The organism is Roseovarius sp. THAF27, assembly GCF_009363655.1.
Lineage (GTDB): Bacteria > Pseudomonadota > Alphaproteobacteria > Rhodobacterales > Rhodobacteraceae > Roseovarius.
On the sequence record NZ_CP045393.1, the window covers coordinates 1,924,613 to 1,944,544 of the forward strand.

Consider the following 19,932-nt stretch of genomic DNA (forward strand, 5'->3'; position numbering starts at 1 on the left):
TTTCCGGGATGCGTTATGTCGAGCACATCAGGGAAAGACGGTGTCCGCGCCCTCTTGCCCTGAGACACCACTTCGGATGGATGCGCTGCGCAGGGCACGCGATGCCGCCTGCGGCTGCCTCAGTGATGCGGCGGCAGAACCCCGTTGGCGAGCGGCACGAAGGCGCCGTCCGCGCCGATTCCGTCGTAGAGTTGGTATTCGACCGCGAATTTCCGGCGGTAGCGCGCCTCGACATCGGCCGAGAGGGTGAGCGCCATGTCCGGGGACGCGTTCATGCGCCGCGTCTCGATCTCGATCCCGAGACGGGTTTCGAGAAAACGCCGCAGCCCGTCCTGATCCTCGTAGCGGAAAAGATGGGTGACCGCGGTGCCGTTGTTCTGCGGCTCGAGGAATTTCGTCTGCGAGCCGACCTGCGCAAAGGCGGCGCGCTTGCCTTTCATGTACTCGGTGACGAAGGCGTCGAAGCTGATCCCGTGGGTGGAATTGCGGGCCTGCTCCTGGCCCGGACGCTGACGGTAGCGATACCAGCTGCCCAGCCAGTCCAGCGGATCGCGCATCACCGCGAGCACGTCGAATCCCTCTCCCATGAATTTCTCGATCGCCGGGCGGAAGAAGCGGTTGTAGCGAAAGACCGGCGCGTGCTTCAGCTCGGGCGGCTGGCGCACGACGATGGCCGCGCGCGGCGCAAGGGCGGCCTCGTAGGCGGTGGTGCCGGTCTTGGGGACCGACAGAAACACGAGCTTTTCGTTTGAAAACACCAGCATAGAAGATTTCGCCCGCTTGCCTGCTCTTGGTAACCCCTCTTTAACCCATCGCTGCAAACATCGGAAAGGAACAAATTCGTTGAAATGTTCTCCTTTTGTCTCCATAACGTGTGGAACAAGAGGTGAACGAAAGCAGCGGCCGGACGGCGGGAAGACAGCGATAGACGCCCCGTCTGGCGTGTGAAATAAGGGAAATGACAGGTATGGCAACGGCAGATCTTTTGAACATGGACAGCAAGAAGCAAGCAGACCGCCAGAAGGCGCTCGACAGCGCGCTGGCGCAGATCGAACGGCAATTCGGCAAGGGGTCGATCATGAAACTGGGCGCCGACAACCCGGCGCAGGACATCGAATCGACCTCGACCGGCTCGCTGGGGCTTGACATCGCGCTTGGCATCGGCGGGCTGCCCAAGGGCCGGATCGTGGAGATTTACGGCCCCGAAAGCTCGGGCAAGACGACGCTGACGCTGCATTGCGTGGCCGAGGAACAGAAAAAGGGCGGCGTCTGCGCCTTTGTCGATGCCGAGCACGCGCTGGACCCGATCTATGCCAAGAAGCTGGGCGTGGATCTGGACGAACTGTTGATTTCGCAGCCCGACACCGGCGAGCAGAGCCTGGAGATCGTGGATACGCTGGTGCGCTCGGGCGCCGTGAGCATGGTGGTGGTCGACTCCGTCGCCGCTCTGACGCCGAAATCGGAACTAGAGGGCGACATGGGCGACAGCAGCGTGGGCGTCCACGCCCGCCTGATGAGCCAGGCCATGCGCAAGCTGACCGGCTCGATCAGCCGCAGCAAGTGCACGGTGATCTTCATCAACCAGATCCGCATGAAGATCGGCGTGATGTTCGGCAGCCCGGAGACGACGACGGGCGGCAACGCGCTGAAATTCTACAGCTCGGTGCGGCTGGACATTCGCCGGATCGGGTCGATCAAGGACCGCGACGAGGTGGTGGGCAACCAGACCCGCGTGAAAGTGGTCAAGAACAAGGTCGCGCCGCCCTTCAAGCAGGTCGAGTTCGACATCATGTATGGCGAGGGCGTGTCCAAGACCGGCGAATTGCTGGACCTGGGCGTGGCGGCCGGCGTGGTCGAAAAGTCCGGCAGCTGGTTCAGCTACGGTGACGAGCGCATCGGCCAGGGCCGCGAGAACGCCAAGAACTTCCTGAAGGAAAACAAGAAGATCGCCTACGAGATCGAGGACAAAATCCGTGGCGCGCACGGGCTTGATTTCAACATTCCAGGCGGCGCGGACGCGACCGCCGAGGACGTGCTGGACGACTGACGGAACGGAGACGGCCCACTCCGGAAAGGGCCCGCGCCACCGACGGGTGGCGGAGAATATTCGGGGAAGGGCCGTCCGACGGGGCGGCCTTTCCTCTTTTCCGGGCGCCGCGCGCGACTCGGACCGCCACCTTCTGTGGACAGTCAAATGGCTTGGCGTTACACGGGTTCGACGCAACTTTTGCCTTCGGACCAGACCTTCATGCCCACGCTCAACGAGATCCGCTCGACCTTCCTTAGTTTCTTTGAACGCAACGGCCACGAGGTGGTGCCGAGCAGCCCTCTGGTGCCGCGCAACGACCCGACGCTGATGTTCACCAATTCCGGCATGGTTCAGTTCAAGAACCTGTTCACCGGCGTCGAGAAACGCGACTATTCCCGCGCCACCACCAGCCAGAAATGCGTGCGGGCGGGGGGCAAGCACAATGACCTCGACAATGTGGGCTATACCGCGCGGCACCACACGTTTTTCGAGATGCTTGGGAATTTCAGCTTCGGCGATTACTTCAAGCGCGAGGCGATCCCCTATGCGTGGGACCTGCTGACCAAGGATTTCGGGATCGACAAGTCGAAGCTCCTGGTCACGGTCTATCACACCGACGACGAGGCGGCGGAGATATGGAAGAAGCACGCGGGCCTCAGCGATGACCGGATCATTCGCATCGCCACGGATGACAATTTCTGGTCGATGGGCGCGACAGGCCCCTGTGGGCCGTGCACCGAGATCTTCTATGACCACGGGCCCGAGATCTGGGGCGGCCCTCCGGGCAGCCCGGAGGAGGATGGCGACCGGTTCATCGAGATATGGAACCTCGTCTTCATGCAGAACGAGCGGTTCGAGGATGGCAGCCAGGTGGATCTGGACATGCAGTCGATCGACACCGGCATGGGGCTGGAGCGGATCGGTGCGCTGTTGCAGGGCAAGCACGACAATTACGACACCGACCTGATGCGCAGCCTGATCGAGGCGAGCGCGCATGTGACGGATGGGGCGCCGGACGGGCCCGGCAACGTGCATCACCGGGTGATCGCGGACCATTTGCGCTCGACGTCGTTCCTGATTGCAGACGGGGTGATGCCGTCGAACGAGGGGCGCGGCTATGTGCTCCGCCGGATCATGCGGCGGGCGATGCGGCACGCGCATCTCTTGGGCGCGCAGGACCCGGTGATGTACCGGCTGGTGTCCAATCTGGTCGGGCTGATGGGCCAGGCCTTCCCCGAGTTGGGCCGGGCGCAGCCGCTGATCGAGGAAACGCTGGAACTGGAGGAAAAGCGGTTCAAGCAGACGCTGGACCGGGGTCTGCGCCTCTTGGACGACGAGTTGGGCAAGCTGGGCGATGGCGCGGCGCTGCCGGGCGAGGCGGCGTTCAAGCTCTATGACACCTACGGCTTTCCGCTGGACCTGACGCAGGATGCGCTGCGCGAGAAGGGCCGCGAGGTGGATGTGGCCGGATTCGATGCGGCGATGGAAGAGCAGAAGGACAAGGCCCGCGCGGCATGGTCCGGCAGTGGCGAGGCGGCCGACGCGACCGTTTGGTTCGATCTGGCCGAGAAACACAGTGCCACGGATTTCCTGGGGTACGACACCGAAACCGCCGAGGGCGTGGTGCAGGCGATCGTCGTGGATGGCGAACTTTCAAATAGCTTAAACCATAACTATCCCAAGGCTTGGGTCGTTTTTAACCAGACGCCGTTCTACGCCGAGGCGGGCGGTCAGGTGGCAGACCATGGCTTCGTGCGTAGCTTCGCAAACGGCATCCTAAAATTTTCGGGACGGGTAAGTGACGTGCAGAAGCGCGCTGGCGGCCTGTCAGCGCATTTCGTAACGTTCGAGGAGGGCGGCACGCTTAGTCCGGGCGACCCGGTGAAGCTGGAGGTGGACCATGTCCGCCGCACCGCGATCCGGTCGAACCATTCGGCCACGCACCTGCTGCACGAGGCGTTGCGCAAGGCGTTGGGCGATCACGTGGCGCAGCGCGGGAGCCTGAATGCGCCCGACCGGCTGCGGTTCGATTTCAGCCATGGCAAGGGGCTGACGCTGGAGGAGATCCGCCAGGTCGAGGAAGAGGTCAACGCCTTCATCCGCCAGAACGGCAAGGTCGAAACCCGGATCATGACGCCCGATGATGCGCGGGAGATCGGGGCGCAGGCGCTGTTCGGCGAGAAATACGGCGACGAGGTGCGCGTGGTCTCGATGGGGTCCGAGGATGGCTCGGCCAAGGGGCTGGACGGGCAGACCTATTCCATCGAGCTGTGCGGCGGCACCCATGTGCGGCAGACTGGCGATATCGGCCTCTTTGTCATGGTGGGGGAAGGCGCGTCCAGTTCCGGCGTGCGCCGGATCGAGGCGCTGACCGGGCCGGAGGCCTTCCGGTACCTCAGCGAGCAGGATCACCGCATGGCGGCACTTGCGTCGGAGTTGAAGGCGCAGCCGGGCGACGTGCTGGACCGTGTGCGCGCTCTGATGGACGAGCGCAAGGCGCTGGCCAACGAGGTGACGCAGCTGAAGCGCGAGCTGGCCATGGGCGGCGGTGGCACGTCTGGCCCCGAGGCCAAGGACGTGAACGGCGTGAAGTTCCTGGCCCAAGTGTTGTCTGGCGTGTCGGGACGCGACCTGCCGCCGCTGATGGATGAGATGAAGACGCGGATCGGCTCGGGCGCGGTGCTGCTGATTGCCGATGCCGATGGCAAGGCTGCCGTGGCCGCGGGCGTGACGAAGGACTTGACCGACACCCTGTCGGCGGTCGATCTTGTCCGGGCCGCCGTGGCGGAGCTGGGCGGCAAGGGCGGCGGAGGCCGACCCGACATGGCGCAGGGCGGGGCGGCGAGCACCGACAACGCCGAAGCCGCCATCGCGGCGGCGGAACAGGTGTTGCAGGGCTGAGGCTCGCGTGAGAAGGGGAACGACATGGCGGCCTACCTGATTGCGCGGATCAACGTGACTGATCCCGAGGATTACAAGGCCTATGCCAGCCAGACCGTGGCGCTGGCCGAGGCCTTCGGCGGTCGGTTCCTGGCCAAGGGCGGCACCCAGACGCAGGTCGAGGGGATCAGCCCGGACCGGCACGTGATCATCGAGTTCCCCGACCACCAGGCGGCGCTGGACTGGTACAATTCGGAGGCGTATCAGCGCATCCTGCCCATGGCGACCTCGTCGAGCGAGCGCGATATCGTCATCGTGGACGGAGTTTGAGGAGTTAAAGACATGCCGGCACTCTGGATTGCCCATGTGACCGTGACCGACGAGGAGGCCTATGGCCGCTATGCCAAGCTGGCCGGTCCGGCGATCGAGGCGCATGGCGGGCATTTCATCGCCCGCGGCGCGCGGTACGTGCAGCTGGAAGGCAACGACCGGGCGCGCAACGTGGTGGCCAAGTTCCCCTCGCTGGAGGCGGCGGAGGAGTGCTATCGCTCGGACGCCTATCAAGAGGCGCTGGACCATGCGCGGAACGCGTCCGAACGTGATCTGGTGATCGTGGAAACCTCGGAATAGTGCAGGGCCGACTGGCCGAAATCATGGCGCGGCACGCGGGCGAGGGCCGGGTGGCGTGGATCGGGCTGCGGCCGGAGCGATTGGCCGATCCGGTGAGCGTCGAGGTGGCGGATCTGGGTGAGGCGGGCCTTGACGGAGACCATGCACGGGCCGGGAAACGCGCGTTGACGCTGATCCAGGCGGAGCATCTACAGGTGATCGCGGCGCTGGCCGGGATCAGCGAAGTACCGCCCGAGTTGTTGCGGCGCAACGTGGTGGTCTCTGGCATCAACCTGACCGCCTTGCGCAATCATCCCGTTCGGATCGGCAAGGCCGTGATCGAGGTCACCGCGCCTTGTGCGCCCTGTTCGCGGATGGAAACGGCACTTGGGCACGGCGGGTATAACGCCATGCGCGGGCATGGTGGGTGGTGTGCGCGGGTGTTGGAACCGGGGCGGATCGCGGTGGGCGATAGCGTCGCACGGGCTGGAACCGACAACGGCACGGCCTAGAATTTCCTTCGATCTGAACGGAGGTGCCGATGCGACTGATTTCCCTGATCCTGATTCTGATCCTGCCGGGGGCCGTGGCTGCGCAGGACTGGAGCCTGTTGAAGGAGCCGGGCACGGTGGCCTTGATGCGCCATGCACTGGCGCCCGGCGTCGGCGATCCGGCGAATTTCGATCTGGAGGATTGCAGCACGCAAAGGGTGCTGGACGAACGGGGTCGCGAGCAGGCCCGGCAGATCGGCACTGCGATGCGCGAAGCGGGTATTCAGTTCGATGCCGTATGGACCAGCCAATGGTGCCGCTGCGTCGATACGGCAGAGCTTCTCGATATGGGCACGCCCGAGGAATTCCCCGCGCTCAACTCGCATTTCGCGGGGCAGGGTGATCCCGAAGGACAGGCGGCGGAAGTCATGGCCCGGATCGCCAAGACGCCCGAAGATGCGCGGCTTTTACTGGTGACGCACCAAGTGAATGTGTCGGAACTGAGCGGCACCGGCACCACCTCGGGCGAGATTATCGTGACCCGGCGCACGGATGACGGGCTGGAGGTTGTCGGGCGGATCGCAGTCTCGCCCTGACGTTTCATTCAAGATCGGTCTGAATCCATTCCGGAGACAGATGGATATCGGTCGACACCAACCGGCCGGGACCGAGATTGACGAATTTGTGCGGCACCTCGGCGGGCGCGCGCAGGACATCGCCCGCCTCGGCCTCGATCACGTCGTCGCCGATGGTATAGCGGGCGCGGCCTTCGCGGAGGATGAACACCTCGTCATACGGGTGCGTATGCAGGGGCGGGCCCTTGCCCGTTTCTTCGAACTCTACAAAAAGAACGGTGATATCGGTGCCGAGATCCTTGCCTTCGAAATGACCCGTCCAACTGTTGGCATCTTTAGCCCAGTCAGCGCGGGTCAGTTTAAGGGGTTTATCGGCCACAGTTTAAGCGGTCTTGGCGGCGCGCTTGCGCTCGTGCGGGTCGAGGTGGCGCTTGCGCAGGCGCAGCGCGTTGGGCGTGACCTCGACCAGCTCGTCGTCGTCGATATAGGCGATGGCCTCCTCCAGCGACATCTGGACATGCGGCGTCAGGCGCACGGCCTCGTCGGTGCCCGACGCGCGCACGTTGGTCAGTTTCTTGCCTTTCAGCGGGTTCACTTCCAGGTCGTTCTCGCGGCTGTGCTCGCCGATGATCATGCCCTGATAGATCTTTTCCTGCGGGCCGATGAACATGCGGCCGCGATCCTCGAGGTTCCAGAGCGCATAGGCCACGGCCTCGCCCGATTCCATCGAGATCAGCACACCGGCGCGGCGGCCGGGGATGGCGCCCTTGTGCGGCGCCCAGGAATGGAAGACGCGGTTCAGCACGCCGGTGCCGCGCGTGTCGGTGAGGAATTCGCCGTGATAGCCGATGAGGCCGCGCGAAGGGACCAACGCGATGATACGGGTCTTGCCGGCGCCGGCGGGTTTCATCTCGGTCATCTCGCCCTTGCGGGGGCCGGTCAGTTTCTCGATCACCGCACCGGAATGGTCGTCGTCGACGTCGATGGTGACTTCCTCGATTGGTTCAAGCTGTTCGCCGTTCTCGCCTTCGCGCATCAGGACGCGGGGGCGCGAGATGGAAAGCTCGAAACCTTCGCGGCGCATGTTCTCGATCAGAACGCCCATCTGCAATTCGCCGCGGCCCGCCACGTCGAACGCCTCGCCGCCGGGCGTGTCGGTGACCTTGATGGCGACGTTGGTTTCGGCCTCTTTCATCAGACGTTCGCGGATCACGCGGGACTGCACCTTCTTGCCGTCGCGGCCCGCAAGCGGGCTGTCGTTGATGCCAAAGGTGACCGAGATGGTGGGCGGGTCGATGGGCTGGGCCGACAGCGGTTCCTCGACCGCCAGCGCGCAGATCGTGTCGGCCACGGTGGCCTTGGACATGCCTGCAAGGCTGACGATATCGCCCGCCGTCGCCTCGTCGATGTCCTGAAGCGTAAGGCCGCGGAAGGCCTGGATCTTGGTCACGCGGAATTGCTCGATCTTCTGGCCAATGCGGCTGAGCGCCTGCACCGTCGCACCGACCTTGAGCCGGCCCGATTCGACGCGGCCGGTCAGCAGGCGGCCGACGAAGGGATCGGCACCAAGGGTGACGGCCAACATGCGGAAATCGTCGTCGGCCTGCTTGACCTGCTTGGGCGCGGGCACGTGGTTGACGATCAGGTCGAAGAGCGCCGAGAGGTCCTTGCGCGGGCCATCGAGGTCGTGATCGGCCCAGCCGGAACGACCGGAGGCGTACATATGCGGGAAATCGAGCTGATCCTCGTCGGCATCCAGCGCGGCGAAGAGGTCGAAGCATTCATCGAGCGCGCGGTCGGGCTCGGCATCGGGCTTGTCGACCTTGTTCAGAACCACGATGGGGCGCAGGCCCAAGGCCAGCGCCTTGGAGGTGACGAACTTGGTCTGGGGCATCGGGCCTTCGGCGGCGTCGACCAGCAGGACCACGCCGTCGACCATGCTGAGAATACGCTCGACCTCGCCGCCGAAATCGGCGTGGCCGGGGGTGTCGACGATGTTGATGCGGGTCTTTTTCCACTCGACCGATGTGGCCTTGGCCAGGATGGTGATGCCGCGCTCGCGCTCCAGGTCGTTGCTGTCCATCGCGCGTTCGGCCACGGCCTGTCCGGCGCGGAAGGCGCCCGACTGCTTCAGAAGCTCGTCCACGAGGGTGGTCTTGCCGTGGTCGACGTGGGCGATGATTGCGATATTGCGCAGGTCCATTGGGGTATCCTTGGTGGTTTGGTGGTGGCCCTAAGGGCTTTGCGCGTCAATTGCCAGAGGGAAAAAGGTGTTACGCGGCGATGGTGGCGCCGCGGTGCGGCAAAAGCCGCAGGAGTGTTGGACCAAGCGGGCGGGCGACCGCACCCGTGCCCAGCTTGAAACGGGCGAGGCCGGGGGCGGCCTCGGTGTCGATGGGACCGAGATCGAGCCGGGTAAACCCGCGCTGGTGCAGATGCGTGATGGCCTGCCACATCAGCAGAGTGTGGGCATGAGCCTTGCGCGCGGCGGGGGCGGCCCAGCCGATGTGGTAGGTGGCAACGTCGCCGTGCATAAGAAAGAGCAGGTAGGCCAGCATTCCGGCGCGGTCATGGGCGGTGAATAGTCGCGTGGCCTGCCGGTGGGTGGCGGCGAAGGCGCAGGTGAACCCCGGCGGCAGGGCGCGGTAGCCACGGGTGCGCTGCTGGTGCCGGTCGAGGGTCAGCAGGTCGGCGTCGCGGTCGGGATCGAACGGGCGGTCATGCGTGCGCAAGGGGCCGGATTGCGCGGCGCGCAGGCGGTTGCGCCATTTGCCGTGCAGGCCGGCGAAGAGGGTCCCGGGATCCGGCGTGAGGTCCAGCTCGGCGATGTGGGCCGGGGTGAGCAGGGCGCGGTAGCCGTGTGAGCGGTAGAGGCGGGCGGTTCTTGGCGTGTCAGGCTGAACAACGGAGGGGCCGGGCAGGGGCAGCAGGGCCGCGCCTGGGTCGGTGCCGGGGGCCAGCACCGGCCCGCGCGGCAGCCATGTCAGGCGCGATGGGCCAAGGCGGCGGCGCAGGATCTGCGCGGTGCCAAGCGTGCGCGCACCACGGGTCAGCGCGTACCAGCCGACATCGGCCCCGATGGCCCGCATGGCGGCGCCGTAGCGCGGGTGCTGGTGCAGCGCGCAAGCGTCGGGCGGATCGGGGGCGGTGTCGCGAAGGGTCCAGGTCAGAGACATGGCCGCCATTAAGGCGATGATAACCTAAATCATGGTTAATCCCGGTCATGGCGAAGAAGACAATGTCGGTGCGCGGCGTGACGGCGCCCAGCGTGCGGCCCACGGCCTATGCCGCGTGGCTGGTGGCGGTGGCCTTGTCAGTACCGGTCTTCGTGGTGCTGAGTGTCATCGAGTGGATCCGGTAGCGGATCAGTCCCAGTTCATGCCGTGGCGGCGAACGTACCACAGCATCAGCGGCGTCTCGATGATCAGTGCGGTGACGATGGTGAAGACGGCCCAGTTGGTATCGAACAGCCAGAGCGAAAAGCGGGTTCCGGTGCCCCAGAAGAGCCAGCTGTTGATCAGTAGCATCATGCCCGTCACGCCAACGTCGTAGAGCGCCATGCGCGACGCGTGGCGCGGACGCAGGGCGGGGTAGAGCATGAAATAGGCCACCGCCAGGCAGGTGATGACGGTGACCAAGGCCTGTCCCTCGGGTGAGAGAGAGGACAGCATCGGTCAGCCCCCGATCAGAACGGAATTTCGTCGTCGTAGTCGCGCGAGGGCGAGGGTTGCGAGCGGCCCTGGTCGGACGGGCCGGACGGCCCGCCGCCGTAATCCTGGTCATAGCCACCGCCGCTGCCGCCGCCATAGCCGCCACCACCACCGCCGCCGCTGTCACGGCCGTCGAGGAAGGTCATCTCGCCGGCATAGGGGCGCAGCACGACCTCGGTCGAATAGCGGTCCTGGCCGGACTGGTCCTGCCATTTGCGGGTTTCCAGCTTGCCCTCGATATAGACCTTGGAGCCTTTTTTCAGGTATTGCTCGGCCAGGCGCACGAGCGCCTCGTTGAAGATCGCCACGGTGTGCCATTCGGTGCGTTCGCGCCGTTCGCCAGTGTTGCGGTCCTTCCAGTTCTCGGACGTGGCGATGCGCAGGTTGCACACCTTGCCGCCGTTCTGGAACGTGCGCACTTCGGGGTCGCGCCCCAGGTTTCCGATGAGAATGACTTTGTTGACGGAACCGGCCATGGCGCCCTCCTGCTGCGGTCTCTTGGTTAACGTTCACCTTACATCACCCCGAAGGCATGAAGAAAAGGCTAAAATTCAGGGAAGTTCCAAGGCGGGCGGTGCCGGACAGGAATGCGGAGCGCAAGTCTGGCAATTTGAGCCGAGTTCGGTATAGTGCGCACCGAGACGGTTCGAACCGGGCCCTGGGACACAAGGCACCGGAGGATCGTAGTGGGACAGCAAGGGACGGTAACCAGAATGCGGAAGCTCGCGATTGCAGTGACCTGCGCGTCACTGGCATGGCCGATGGCGGCCACGGCGGATATTCTCTCGACCAAGGGCAAACAGCGGGTGTTCAGCTCGCAGACGCGGGTGCTGGATACCCGGGCCAAGCAGCAATACAACGCTTCGATCCGTCTGCAGCCGCAGAAGGTTCACACGCCCAGCAAATGGGACGACGCGGCCCCCGCCGTGGGATACAGCGGCAAGTACAAGGGACAATACCTGAACGTCGCCAAGGATTCGGCGCGCCGCCACGGGATTCCGGAAAACCTGTTCCTGCGGCTGGTGCAGCAGGAATCGGGCTGGAACCCGCGCGCCGTGTCGCACAAGGGTGCCATCGGGCTGGCGCAGCTGATGCCCGGCACGGCGAACTATCTGGGGGTCGATCCCAATGACCCGCACCAGAACCTCGATGGCGGGGCGCGGTACCTGGCGGAACAGTACCGCACCTTCAAGTCCTGGCGGCTGGCGCTGGCGGCCTACAATGCGGGGCCGAAGGCGGTCGAGAAATACAAGGGGATTCCGCCCTACAAGGAAACCCGCAACTACGTGAAGATCATCTACGGGCAGTAGGCCGCGTCGCGCGGCCTAGCCGTAGTAATCGGCGTCGGAGACTTTTTCCATCCAACTGACGGCACTGCCGTCGATGCTTTCCTGAATTGCGATATGGCTCATGGCCGTGTCGGGCGACGCGCCGTGCCAGTGCTTTTCGCCCGCCGGGAACCAGACCACATCGCCTTGCCGGATCTCCTCGACCGGGCCGCCGTCGCGCTGGACGCGACCCTGCCCGAAGGTGACGATCAGGGTCTGGCCGGCGGGATGGGTGTGCCAGGCGGTGCGCGCGCCCGGCTCGAAGGTGACGTGAAGGCCCGCGGCGCGACCCGGCGCCTCGGCGGTGAAGAGCGGATCGAGCCGCACGGTGCCGGTGAAATACTCGTCCGGGCCGGGCTTGGAGGGGTTGGTGCCGGAGCGGGTTATCTTCATGGGGGGCCTTTCGGGATGTCATGGCTGTCGGTCCGCGCCGCCATCAGCCGGTAAAGCCGATCTTGTGCAGGTGGATCTCGTTCGAGGGGTGTTTCTCGGCCCCTGCCAGGCGGCCATTGTGGTGGTTGTAGAGCGTGCGCCAGTAGGGCTGAATGATCACGCCCTCCTCGCGCAGGATGGATTGCAGGCGTTCCATCGTCTGCCGCCTCGTGTCCACGTCGGGCATCGACATGGCGCGGTCCAGCAGGCGGTCGAACTCGGGATTGGCAAAGCCGGTCTCGTTCCACACGGCATCCGAACGGTAGGCGAGGTCCAGCACCTGCACGCCAAGGGGGCGGTGATTCCACTGGGTGACCGAGAACGGGTAGTCGCGCCAGTTCTGCCAGAATGTGACGCCGGGCTGGACCGTGCGCTGGACCGTCAGGCCTGCGTCGCGCAGCTGGGCGACGACGGCATCGGCGGTGTTGCGCTGCCATTCGTCGTCGACGGTGATCAGTTCGTGCGCGTAGCCCAGCATCCCGATCTCCTCGAGATCGGCGCGGGCCTTGGCGGCATCGAACGGGGCCGGGCCAAGATCGGCATGGGCGGGGTGAACCGGGCTGACATGGTCGTTGGCCGCCACGGTACCATAGCCGGAATAGCCTAGCTCCAGGCAGGTCTCGTTGCGGACCGCGAGCGCCAGCGCCCGGCGCAGGACCGGGTCGGCATAGGGCCGCGTGCCCTCGAGCTCGGCCCGGGCATTGCCGCGGATCACGACGGTGGCGGTGCTTTCGGTTTCGGTCCGGGTCCATCCGATGGCGTCGAGCACCTCGATGAAATGGCCGACGGATTCGTAGAGCAGGTCGATGCGGTCGCCCTCGGCGGCGTCGATCCAACTGGACGGGTTCGTGCCCAGGTCGATGAACTCGACCCGGTCCAGGTAAGGCCCGCCCAGGACGTCTGTGCCCCACCAGCGATGATCGGAGTTGCGCTCCAGCACGCAGCGCTGGCCGACGGACAGTTCGACCGGGCGGAAGGGGCCGGTGCCGATGCCATGCTCGAACGGGTCGCCATCGTCATAGCTGGAATGCATCACCGCCGCGGGATAATCCGACAGGTTGGCCATGAGCGCGATATCGGGGCTGGCGAGCGTGAGGACGAGCGCGGTGTCGTCGACCACGCGCACGGCATCCTCGCGGATCTGCCCGGAGTCGGGGTCGCACAGGCCCCTGAGGCGCGAGGCCATCGAGTTGCCCTCGACCGAGGCATCGCACCAGCGTTCGAGGTTGCGGGCCACGTCGCGGGCGGTGAAGGGGTCGCCGTTGTTCCACGTCACGCCGGCGCGCACGTTCAAGCGATACTCGGTCGCGTCGGCGTTCACGTCCCAGTTTTCCAGGAGCATCCCGCGCACGGTACCGTCGCGGCCGTATTCCACCAGGTATTCCAGGAACCCCCGTGTCTGGTTGCCCATCTCGCTCCAGTCATAGGTGCGGGGGTCGGTGAGCGCCTTGACGTTCTGCTGGATGCGCAGGGTGCCGCCGGGGACGATCTGGGCCGTGTCCTGCGCGCGGGCCGGTGCCGGAAGGCCGGCCATCGACAGGGCCAGCGGCGCGGAGAGGCCGAGGCCACAGGCGCGGGTCAGGAACTCGCGCCGGTCCATCGCCCCGCGCCTGAGCGCGCGGTTGAGCGCGGGCAGGGCGGGATGAAGCGGAACATGGGGGCGTGAGGACATGGGCGTGGGCCTTGCAACGAGCGGTGCGGGAATAAATGAGGCAACAGGTCTCACTTTCCATCCCGCCCGCGCGGAAATCAACCGGGTGTGCTGAAATACGCGTGACCGGCGGGGTTTCAGGCGGCCTTGCGCGGGGCGGTGCGGCGCAGGTCCGAGGGCGACTTGCCGGTATGGCGCAGGATGAAGCGCGAGAAATAGGCGGCGCTGCTGAAACCGAGATCGGCGGCGACCTGGTTGGCGGCGCGGTCGGTGGTTTCGAGCAGGTTGCGGGCGGCGTGCAGGACGCGGCCCGTCAGCATTGCCGAGGCCGTCAGCCCCGCCGTAGACTTGCACACGCGGCTGAGATGCGTTGGCGTGACGCCGAGATGCCGGGCGAAATCCTGCATCGAGGCGCCGGTGGTGTAATCCCGTTCGATCAGCGCGGCATAGGCCTCGACCAGGCGATGGGCCGCGGTGGGGGCGAGGGCCTCGTCGGCGCCGGAGATCAGGGCGCGGCGCAGCCAGACCGTCAGAAGCTGGGCATGGGCGGTCATCGCCTCGTCCATGAAGTCGCGCGCCTCGTTCTGTTCGCGCTGCATGGTTTCCAGCAGGGTGGTCAGGTCGGCCTGCGCGCGCGGGTCGCGGACGCGCAGGAGCACCGGCTCGTCGGGCATGAGGATGCCGGTTCGCGGCGGAATGCGGCAGGCCAGGCCAAAGCTCTGCGCGCCGGGGTCGAGCGCGAAGAGAGACCCTGCGGGCAGCACCAGCGCGGTATGCACCGCCAGCCCGCGCCGCCGTCCGCCCACCAGGCAGCGCCCCTGGCCGCGGGTGATCCACAGGAACACGTGGTGCGGGTCGCTATGGGGCAGGCTGGCGCGCCATGCGCCCGGTCCGATCCACTGCGCGAGCGTCTGGAGTTGCGGATGGGATGTCACGGTCCGGCACCTCGATTGTCGTGATTCTGTACGCAGAGCGCAGAGATTGCATCGAATTGGACGCAGGAATGTCCGATTCTGTACAGGCGTGACAAGGACAAAGCCCGGTCACAGCGCGGCGGCGGCGAGGGTTTGCCAGTTTTTCATGCGGGCGCGGAACCAGCTGCGCTGTCGCTTGGCATATTGCCGCGTGGCGATGATCGCCGCTTCGCGGGCGGCGTCGAGCGTCATTTCGCCCTTGAGGTGGGCGATGAGTTCCGGCGCGCCGATGGCCTTGGAGGATTGATGCGCGGGGGACCATGAGGCGAGGTTGTCGCGCGCCTCGTCCAGGGCGCCGGCGTCCAGCATCAAGTCGAAGCGGCGTTCGATTCGCGGGGTCAGCCAGTCCTTGGGCGCGTCGACCAGGAGGCGCGTGGCGCTGTCGGCCGGCAGGAGCGGGGGCGGGGTGGCGTCCTGCCACCGGGCCAGGGGGGTGCCGGTGCCGCGCAGCACTTCCCAGGCGCGCTGCACGCGCATCGGGTTGGCGGTGTCGATCCGCGACCGGGTGTCGGGGTCGAGATCGTCGAGCAGGCCGCTCAGGCCCCTCTCGGCAAGCCGCGCGTCGGCCTCGGCGCGGATCTCGGGCGGGGTGGCGGGGATGTCGGCCAGCCCCTCGGTCAGGGCCGAAAAGTACAGCCCGGTGCCGCCGACGATGATCGGACGGGGCCCGTCGCGCAGCAGGGGCGCCATGTCGCGCAGCCAGTGGCCCACGGAATAGGCGGCATCGCCCGGCACATGACCGTAGAGGGCGTGGGGCGCGCGGGCCTCGTCCTCGGGCGAGGGGCGGGCGGTGAGGATGCGCCAGTTGGCGAAGACCTGCAGCGCGTCGGCGTTGACGATGCATCCGCCGTCCCGCTCGGCCAGGGCCAGCGACAGGGCGGATTTACCGGAGGCGGTGGGGCCGGCGATCAGCACGGGCCGGTCCGGCGGAATGCCGGGAGGGATGTCGGGCAGGGCGGTCATGTCCTTCGTTTAGGACGTTTCCACGCCGGTTTTAAGCGGCTTTGGCGGAAATCCGGGCATCCCCGCGCCCCGCGGCCCGGTTTGGCGATTGAACCCGGGGGCGTTTTCGCCCATTTTGCGCGCCAAGAGACGACCCGCACCGGGACCGTTCCAAGACCGCGCATAAGGAGCCGCCCCATGCCAGACGCCGCCGCCCCCGAGACCACGTTTAGCCGGGTCCTGCTGAAGATTTCCGGTGAGGCGCTGATGGGCGACGCGAATTACGGTCTGAACCCGCCCACGGTGGAGCGGATCGCGCGCGAAGTGAAATCGGTGCACGACATGGGGGTCGAGATCTGCATGGTGATCGGCGGCGGCAACATCTTTCGCGGGCTGCAGGGCAGCGCGCAGGGGATGGAGCGGACGACCGCCGATTACATGGGGATGCTGGCCACGGTGATGAACGCGCTGGCCATGCAGAGCGCGCTGGAAAAGCTGGGCGTCTTCTGCCGGGTGATCACCGCCATTCGCATGGACGAGGTGGCCGAGCCCTATATCCGCCGCCGCGCCGTGCGGCACCTGGAGAAAAAGCGGGTCTGCATTTTCGCCGCCGGAACAGGCAACCCCTATTTCACCACCGATACCGCGGCCACGCTGCGCGCCAACGAGATGGCCTGCGAGGCGATTTTCAAGGGCACCAAGGTGGACGGGGTCTATGACAAGGACCCGATGAAACACGACGACGCCACGCGGTTCGACGAGGTCAGCTATGACGAGGTGCTGGCCAAGCACCTGGGCGTGATGGATGCCAGCGCCATCGCGCTGGCGCGCGACAACAACCTGCCGATCATCGTCTTCAGCCTGGACGAGCCGGGCGGCTTTCGCTCGATCCTGGACGGGACGGGCACGTATACGAAGGTTGGCGGCTAGGGGCCGTCTGCGCGAAATCCACTCGAAACCTGAGGCTTTCCTACGGGACTGGGGCCTATACAATGGGCGGAACTTGCCGGTATAGAGGCGAGACCACCGTCCGGAAGAACAAGGGATGTAAGATGAGCGACGACTTCGAACTGGACACCAAGGACCTGGAGCGGCGCATGGACGGCGCGATGACCAGCCTGCGGACGGAATTTGCCTCACTCCGGACGGGCCGGGCCTCGGCCTCGATGCTGGAGCCGGTGATGGTGGACGCCTATGGCGCGATGACGCCGATCAACCAGGTGGGCACGGTGAACGTGCCCGAGCCGCGCATGGTGACGGTCAATGTCTGGGACAAGGGCCTGGTGAACAAGGTGGAAAAGGCCATCCGCGAAAGCGGGCTGGGCATCAATCCGCAGATGAACGGCACGATCATCATGCTGCCCATCCCCGAGTTGAACGAGGAGCGGCGCAAGGAACTGACCAAGGTCGCCGCGCAATATGCCGAGAACGCCCGCGTCGCCATCCGCAACGTGCGCCGCGACGGCATGGACCAGATCAAGAAGGCCAAGGCCGACGGCATGTCCGAGGACGACCAGAAATTCTGGGAAACCGAGGTGCAGGAGATGACCAACCTGCACATCAAGTCCGTGGACGAGGCGCTGGAGGCCAAGCAGGCCGAAATCATGCAGGTCTGAGATGACAGGGGCGCGAGACATGCAGGAGCAATCCGCCGGGCGTGGCCCGCGCCATGTGGCGATCATCATGGACGGCAACGGTCGCTGGGCGCAAAAGCGCGGGCGGCCGCGCCTTTTCGGGCACCATGCGGGGGCGCGGCGGGTGAAGGAGATCGTGACCGCCTGTCCCGACTTCGGGGTGGACTATGTGACCATCTTCGCCTTTTCGACCGAGAACTGGAAGCGCACCCAGACCGAGGTGGCGGGGCTGATGAGCCTGTTTCGCCGCTATATCATGAAGGAAATGCAAGAATTCGTGCGCAAGAACGTGCGCGTGCGCTTTATCGGCGACCGGCCGCGGCTGGACGCCAAGCTGCGCCGGCTGATGGACGATGCCGAGGCGATGACCCAAGGATGCACCGGCACGAACCTGACCATCGCGCTGAACTATGGCGGGCGCGACGAGGTCAGCCGCGCCACCCAGCGCCTGGCGCGTGACGTGGCCGAGGGCCGGTTGCGCCCCGAGGACGTCAACGAGGAGACCCTGCCCAAGTACCTCGACACTTGCGTGCTGCCCGATCCCGACCTGGTGATCCGCACGTCGGGCGAGGCGCGGATCTCGAACTTCCTGCTGTGGCAGTCGGCCTATGCGGAATACGAGTTCATCGACACGCTGTGGCCCGATTTCACGCCGGAAATCTTTGGCGAGCTTTTGCGCGGCTATGGCGTGCGGGACCGGCGGTTCGGGGCCGTGACCGCATGAGTGCAGGCGGCGCGAAGTGGTCCGACCTGCGTCGGCGGGCGCTGTCGGGCGTGCTGATGCTGGTGCTGGGCGCCTTCGGGGTCTACCAGGGCGGGCTGTTCTTCATAGTGCTGGTCTGCGCGATCTGCGGCGTCATGGTGTGGGAAACCGCGCGCATGTTCGCCACGCGCCAGGCCGTGGGCCTGGGGATTGCCGCCACGGTGGTGATGGTCGCGCTGAATTTCCTGCCCGGCACCTTCGCGTTGCCCCTGATGCTGGGCCTCGCGCTGGTCGCGGCCAGCCAGACCGCCCAAGACGGGCCACTGGCCTTTGTCGTGGTCGCCTGGGTGCTGCTGGCCTGCTTTGCGCTGCTGTGGTTGCGCGCGGGGCATGAAACGCTGTGGATCCTGTGGCTGATCCTGGTCGTCATCGCCTCGGACGTGGCGGGGTATTTCGCCGGGCGGATGCTGGGAGGGCCGAAATTCTGGCCGCGCGTCAGCCCCAAGAAGACCTGGTCGGGCACCATCGCGGGCTGGCTTCTGGCCGGGATCGTGGGGATGTTCTTTCTTGGGCCGCTGGGCATGGGGCTGGAACTGGTGCCGATGTCGATGGTGGTGGGCTTTGCCGGGCAGATGGGCGACATCGCCGAAAGCGCCGTGAAGCGCCGCAAGGGAATCAAGGACAGCTCGAGCCTCATTCCCGGCCATGGCGGCGTCTTCGACCGCTTCGACGCCATGCTGGGCAGCAGTGCCGCGGCGCTGCTGTTCTGGGCCGTGGGTCTGATGCCGGGGGCCGGCGCTTGAAGCGGGTGAGCATCCTGGGCGCGACCGGCTCGATCGGGCAGAACACGCTGGACCTTGTGCAGCGCGACCGCAGCGCGTTCCAGGTCGTCGCCCTGACCGGCGGGCGCAACATCGCGCAACTGGCGCAGGACGCCATCGCCTGCGACGCCGAGATCGCCGTCACCGCGCATGACAGCCTGCTGGACGATCTGCGCGCGGCCTTGCGCGGCACCGATATCGAGGCCGCCGCCGGAGCGACCGCGCTGGAAGAGGCCGCCGAGCGCGACGCCCATTGGGTGATGTCGGCCATCGTCGGCTTTGCCGGGCTGGCGCCGGGGCTGGCGGCGCTGCGCACCGGCGCGACGCTGGCCTTGGCCAACAAGGAATCGCTGGTGGCGGCGGGGCAGCTGATGATGGGCACCGCGCGGCGTGCGGGCGCGCGCATCCTGCCGGTGGACAGCGAACATTCCGGTATCTTCCAGGCATTGGTGGGCGAGGACGCCGTCGCCGTGCAGCGCATCATCATCACCGCCAGCGGCGGCGCCTTTCGCGACTGGCCGCTGGACCAGCTGGTTCACGCCACCCCCGACGAGGCCGCGACCCATCCCAACTGGGACATGGGCCAGCGGATCACCATCGACAGCGCCTCGATGTTCAACAAGGCGATGGAGATGATCGAGACGCGGGAGTTCTTCGGCGTGCAGCCCGATCAGATCGAAGTGCTGATCCATCCCGAATCCCTGGTTCACGCGATGGTGCATTACGTGGATGGCGCGATGATGGCCCATATGGGCCCGCACGACATGCGCCACGCCATCGGCTATGCGCTGAACTGGCCCGAACGGCGCGACCTGCCGGTCGCTCCGCTGGACCTTGCCCGGGTGGGACAGCTGACCTTCGAGGCGCCGGACCCGGAGCGTTTCCCCGCCCTGCGGCTGGCGCGCGACGTGATGGAGGCGCGGGGCCTGATGGGCGCTGTGTTCAACGCGGCCAAGGAGCGTGCGCTGGACCATTTCATCGCCGGCAGGATCGGATTCATGCAGATGAACACCATCGTCGAAGAGGTGTTGGCCCGCCTGGAGGGGCATGACAAGATCGCCCAAAGGCCGATGACCCTTGATACAACAGCCCGCGCGGACCATCTGGCAAGGATGTATGTCGACAGCGTGGCGAAAGAGCAGGACGGATAACA

23 protein-coding genes are annotated in these 19,932 nt (G+C 66.0%); 13 read left to right on the forward strand and 10 right to left on the reverse strand.

Annotated elements, in window-relative coordinates; all coding sequences use genetic code 11:
- Positions 1 to 119 precede the first annotated feature (119 nt).
- Positions 120 to 764 carry a gamma-glutamyl kinase gene (locus FIU89_RS09540; RefSeq protein WP_152492376.1) on the reverse strand — a complete coding sequence of 215 codons (645 nt, stop codon included), beginning with the start codon at positions 762 to 764 and terminating at the stop codon, positions 120 to 122.
- A gap of 203 nt (positions 765 to 967) precedes the next feature.
- Between FIU89_RS09540 and recA the strand changes: the two genes are divergently transcribed.
- From recA to FIU89_RS09570, 6 genes are all read left to right on the forward strand, one after another.
- Complete coding sequence (gene recA / locus FIU89_RS09545; protein WP_152494467.1) at positions 968 to 2,047, forward strand: recombinase RecA; 1,080 nt, start codon at positions 968 to 970, stop codon at positions 2,045 to 2,047.
- Between the two features lie 201 nt (positions 2,048 to 2,248).
- Complete coding sequence (gene alaS / locus FIU89_RS09550; RefSeq protein ID WP_152494468.1) at positions 2,249 to 4,930, forward strand: alanine--tRNA ligase; 2,682 nt, start codon at positions 2,249 to 2,251, stop codon at positions 4,928 to 4,930.
- A gap of 24 nt (positions 4,931 to 4,954) precedes the next feature.
- Entirely contained in the window at positions 4,955 to 5,239 is a 285-nt protein-coding gene (locus FIU89_RS09555) for a DUF1330 domain-containing protein (RefSeq protein ID WP_152492377.1), read from the forward strand.
- A 12-nt stretch (positions 5,240 to 5,251) separates the two neighbouring features.
- Positions 5,252 to 5,539, forward strand: a complete 288-nt coding sequence (locus FIU89_RS09560) for a DUF1330 domain-containing protein (RefSeq protein ID WP_057789179.1) — start codon at positions 5,252 to 5,254, stop codon at positions 5,537 to 5,539.
- Positions 5,540 to 5,562: 23 nt separating this feature from the next.
- Positions 5,563 to 6,030, forward strand: coding sequence for an MOSC domain-containing protein (locus FIU89_RS09565; protein WP_152494469.1), 468 nt, complete (start codon positions 5,563 to 5,565; stop codon positions 6,028 to 6,030).
- Between the two features lie 29 nt (positions 6,031 to 6,059).
- Positions 6,060 to 6,605 (forward strand): histidine phosphatase family protein, encoded by a 546-nt coding sequence (locus FIU89_RS09570; protein ID WP_152492378.1) that lies wholly within the window; start codon positions 6,060 to 6,062, stop codon positions 6,603 to 6,605.
- A 4-nt stretch (positions 6,606 to 6,609) separates the two neighbouring features.
- On the opposite strand, the gene FIU89_RS09575 is transcribed toward FIU89_RS09570, so the two are convergent.
- The 3 genes from FIU89_RS09575 to FIU89_RS09585 all read right to left on the reverse strand — a co-directional run bounded on the left by FIU89_RS09575 (position 6,610) and on the right by FIU89_RS09585 (position 9,769).
- Positions 6,610 to 6,963, reverse strand: coding sequence for a cupin domain-containing protein (locus tag FIU89_RS09575; protein ID WP_152492379.1), 354 nt, complete (start codon positions 6,961 to 6,963; stop codon positions 6,610 to 6,612).
- A 3-nt stretch (positions 6,964 to 6,966) separates the two neighbouring features.
- Positions 6,967 to 8,787, reverse strand: a complete 1,821-nt coding sequence (gene typA, locus FIU89_RS09580; protein ID WP_152492380.1) for a translational GTPase TypA — start codon at positions 8,785 to 8,787, stop codon at positions 6,967 to 6,969.
- A gap of 70 nt (positions 8,788 to 8,857) precedes the next feature.
- A complete protein-coding gene (locus tag FIU89_RS09585) occupies positions 8,858 to 9,769 on the reverse strand; it encodes a GNAT family N-acetyltransferase (protein WP_152492381.1) in 912 nt (303 codons plus the stop codon).
- Positions 9,770 to 9,807: 38 nt separating this feature from the next.
- On the opposite strand from FIU89_RS09585, the gene FIU89_RS22260 reads away from it, so the two are divergent.
- Positions 9,808 to 9,945, forward strand: coding sequence for a hypothetical protein (locus tag FIU89_RS22260; RefSeq protein ID WP_172978075.1), 138 nt, complete (start codon positions 9,808 to 9,810; stop codon positions 9,943 to 9,945).
- A 4-nt stretch (positions 9,946 to 9,949) separates the two neighbouring features.
- On the opposite strand, the gene FIU89_RS09590 is transcribed toward FIU89_RS22260, so the two are convergent.
- Positions 9,950 to 10,255, reverse strand: coding sequence for a hypothetical protein (locus FIU89_RS09590; RefSeq protein WP_152492382.1), 306 nt, complete (start codon positions 10,253 to 10,255; stop codon positions 9,950 to 9,952).
- A 14-nt stretch (positions 10,256 to 10,269) separates the two neighbouring features.
- Complete coding sequence (ssb, locus tag FIU89_RS09595) at positions 10,270 to 10,770, reverse strand: single-stranded DNA-binding protein (protein ID WP_152492383.1); 501 nt, start codon at positions 10,768 to 10,770, stop codon at positions 10,270 to 10,272.
- Between the two features lie 237 nt (positions 10,771 to 11,007).
- On the opposite strand from ssb, the gene FIU89_RS09600 reads away from it, so the two are divergent.
- A complete protein-coding gene (locus tag FIU89_RS09600; protein ID WP_152492384.1) occupies positions 11,008 to 11,604 on the forward strand; it encodes a lytic transglycosylase domain-containing protein in 597 nt (198 codons plus the stop codon).
- Between the two features lie 15 nt (positions 11,605 to 11,619).
- Here FIU89_RS09600 and FIU89_RS09605 read toward each other — a convergent pair whose 3' ends face one another.
- The 4 genes from FIU89_RS09605 to miaA all read right to left on the reverse strand — a co-directional run bounded on the left by FIU89_RS09605 (position 11,620) and on the right by miaA (position 15,642).
- The gene (locus tag FIU89_RS09605) at positions 11,620 to 12,015 is read right to left on the reverse strand and encodes a cupin domain-containing protein (protein ID WP_152492385.1); all 396 of its coding nucleotides are present in this window, start codon (positions 12,013 to 12,015) and stop codon (positions 11,620 to 11,622) included.
- A gap of 43 nt (positions 12,016 to 12,058) precedes the next feature.
- Positions 12,059 to 13,726 (reverse strand): ABC transporter substrate-binding protein, encoded by a 1,668-nt coding sequence (locus tag FIU89_RS09610; RefSeq protein WP_254701844.1) that lies wholly within the window; start codon positions 13,724 to 13,726, stop codon positions 12,059 to 12,061.
- A 116-nt stretch (positions 13,727 to 13,842) separates the two neighbouring features.
- The gene (locus tag FIU89_RS09615) at positions 13,843 to 14,640 is read right to left on the reverse strand and encodes an AraC family transcriptional regulator (protein ID WP_152492386.1); all 798 of its coding nucleotides are present in this window, start codon (positions 14,638 to 14,640) and stop codon (positions 13,843 to 13,845) included.
- 108 nt (positions 14,641 to 14,748) lie between these two features.
- Positions 14,749 to 15,642: a tRNA (adenosine(37)-N6)-dimethylallyltransferase MiaA gene (gene miaA, locus FIU89_RS09620; protein WP_152492387.1), complete on the reverse strand. Its 894-nt coding sequence runs from the start codon at positions 15,640 to 15,642 to the stop codon at positions 14,749 to 14,751.
- Positions 15,643 to 15,819: 177 nt separating this feature from the next.
- On the opposite strand from miaA, the gene pyrH reads away from it, so the two are divergent.
- The 5 genes from pyrH (at position 15,820) to dxr (ending at position 19,930) form a co-directional block, all read left to right on the forward strand.
- Positions 15,820 to 16,551, forward strand: a complete 732-nt coding sequence (gene pyrH, locus FIU89_RS09625) for a UMP kinase (protein ID WP_152492388.1) — start codon at positions 15,820 to 15,822, stop codon at positions 16,549 to 16,551.
- 122 nt (positions 16,552 to 16,673) lie between these two features.
- Entirely contained in the window at positions 16,674 to 17,237 is a 564-nt protein-coding gene (frr, locus tag FIU89_RS09630) for a ribosome recycling factor (protein WP_152492389.1), read from the forward strand.
- 19 nt (positions 17,238 to 17,256) lie between these two features.
- Positions 17,257 to 17,979, forward strand: a complete 723-nt coding sequence (locus FIU89_RS09635; RefSeq protein ID WP_152492390.1) for an isoprenyl transferase — start codon at positions 17,257 to 17,259, stop codon at positions 17,977 to 17,979.
- Complete coding sequence (locus tag FIU89_RS09640; RefSeq protein WP_152492391.1) at positions 17,976 to 18,761, forward strand: phosphatidate cytidylyltransferase; 786 nt, start codon at positions 17,976 to 17,978, stop codon at positions 18,759 to 18,761. The genes FIU89_RS09635 and FIU89_RS09640 overlap by 4 nt, the downstream gene beginning before the upstream one ends.
- Positions 18,758 to 19,930, forward strand: coding sequence for a 1-deoxy-D-xylulose-5-phosphate reductoisomerase (dxr, locus tag FIU89_RS09645; RefSeq protein ID WP_152492392.1), 1,173 nt, complete (start codon positions 18,758 to 18,760; stop codon positions 19,928 to 19,930). Before FIU89_RS09640 ends, dxr begins: the two co-directional genes overlap by 4 nt.
- The last annotated feature ends 2 nt before the right edge of the window (positions 19,931 to 19,932 follow it).

Coding starts and splice junctions, on each gene's coding strand:
- FIU89_RS09540 (WP_152492376.1), bottom strand. CDS start 764: ATGCTGGTGTTTTCAAACGAAAAGCTCGTGTTTCTGTCGGTCCCCAAG.
- recA (WP_152494467.1), top strand. CDS start 968: ATGGCAACGGCAGATCTTTTGAACATGGACAGCAAGAAGCAAGCAGAC.
- alaS (WP_152494468.1), top strand. CDS start 2,249: ATGCCCACGCTCAACGAGATCCGCTCGACCTTCCTTAGTTTCTTTGAA.
- FIU89_RS09555 (WP_152492377.1), top strand. CDS start 4,955: ATGGCGGCCTACCTGATTGCGCGGATCAACGTGACTGATCCCGAGGAT.
- FIU89_RS09560 (WP_057789179.1), top strand. CDS start 5,252: ATGCCGGCACTCTGGATTGCCCATGTGACCGTGACCGACGAGGAGGCC.
- FIU89_RS09565 (WP_152494469.1), top strand. CDS start 5,563: ATGGCGCGGCACGCGGGCGAGGGCCGGGTGGCGTGGATCGGGCTGCGG.
- FIU89_RS09570 (WP_152492378.1), top strand. CDS start 6,060: ATGCGACTGATTTCCCTGATCCTGATTCTGATCCTGCCGGGGGCCGTG.
- typA (WP_152492380.1), bottom strand. CDS start 8,787: ATGGACCTGCGCAATATCGCAATCATCGCCCACGTCGACCACGGCAAG.
- FIU89_RS09585 (WP_152492381.1), bottom strand. CDS start 9,769: ATGGCGGCCATGTCTCTGACCTGGACCCTTCGCGACACCGCCCCCGAT.
- FIU89_RS22260 (WP_172978075.1), top strand. CDS start 9,808: ATGGCGAAGAAGACAATGTCGGTGCGCGGCGTGACGGCGCCCAGCGTG.
- FIU89_RS09590 (WP_152492382.1), bottom strand. CDS start 10,255: ATGCTGTCCTCTCTCTCACCCGAGGGACAGGCCTTGGTCACCGTCATC.
- ssb (WP_152492383.1), bottom strand. CDS start 10,770: ATGGCCGGTTCCGTCAACAAAGTCATTCTCATCGGAAACCTGGGGCGC.
- FIU89_RS09600 (WP_152492384.1), top strand. CDS start 11,008: ATGCGGAAGCTCGCGATTGCAGTGACCTGCGCGTCACTGGCATGGCCG.
- FIU89_RS09605 (WP_152492385.1), bottom strand. CDS start 12,015: ATGAAGATAACCCGCTCCGGCACCAACCCCTCCAAGCCCGGCCCGGAC.
- FIU89_RS09610 (WP_254701844.1), bottom strand. CDS start 13,726: ATGTCCTCACGCCCCCATGTTCCGCTTCATCCCGCCCTGCCCGCGCTC.
- miaA (WP_152492387.1), bottom strand. CDS start 15,642: ATGACCGCCCTGCCCGACATCCCTCCCGGCATTCCGCCGGACCGGCCC.
- pyrH (WP_152492388.1), top strand. CDS start 15,820: ATGCCAGACGCCGCCGCCCCCGAGACCACGTTTAGCCGGGTCCTGCTG.
- frr (WP_152492389.1), top strand. CDS start 16,674: ATGAGCGACGACTTCGAACTGGACACCAAGGACCTGGAGCGGCGCATG.
- FIU89_RS09635 (WP_152492390.1), top strand. CDS start 17,257: ATGCAGGAGCAATCCGCCGGGCGTGGCCCGCGCCATGTGGCGATCATC.
- FIU89_RS09640 (WP_152492391.1), top strand. CDS start 17,976: ATGAGTGCAGGCGGCGCGAAGTGGTCCGACCTGCGTCGGCGGGCGCTG.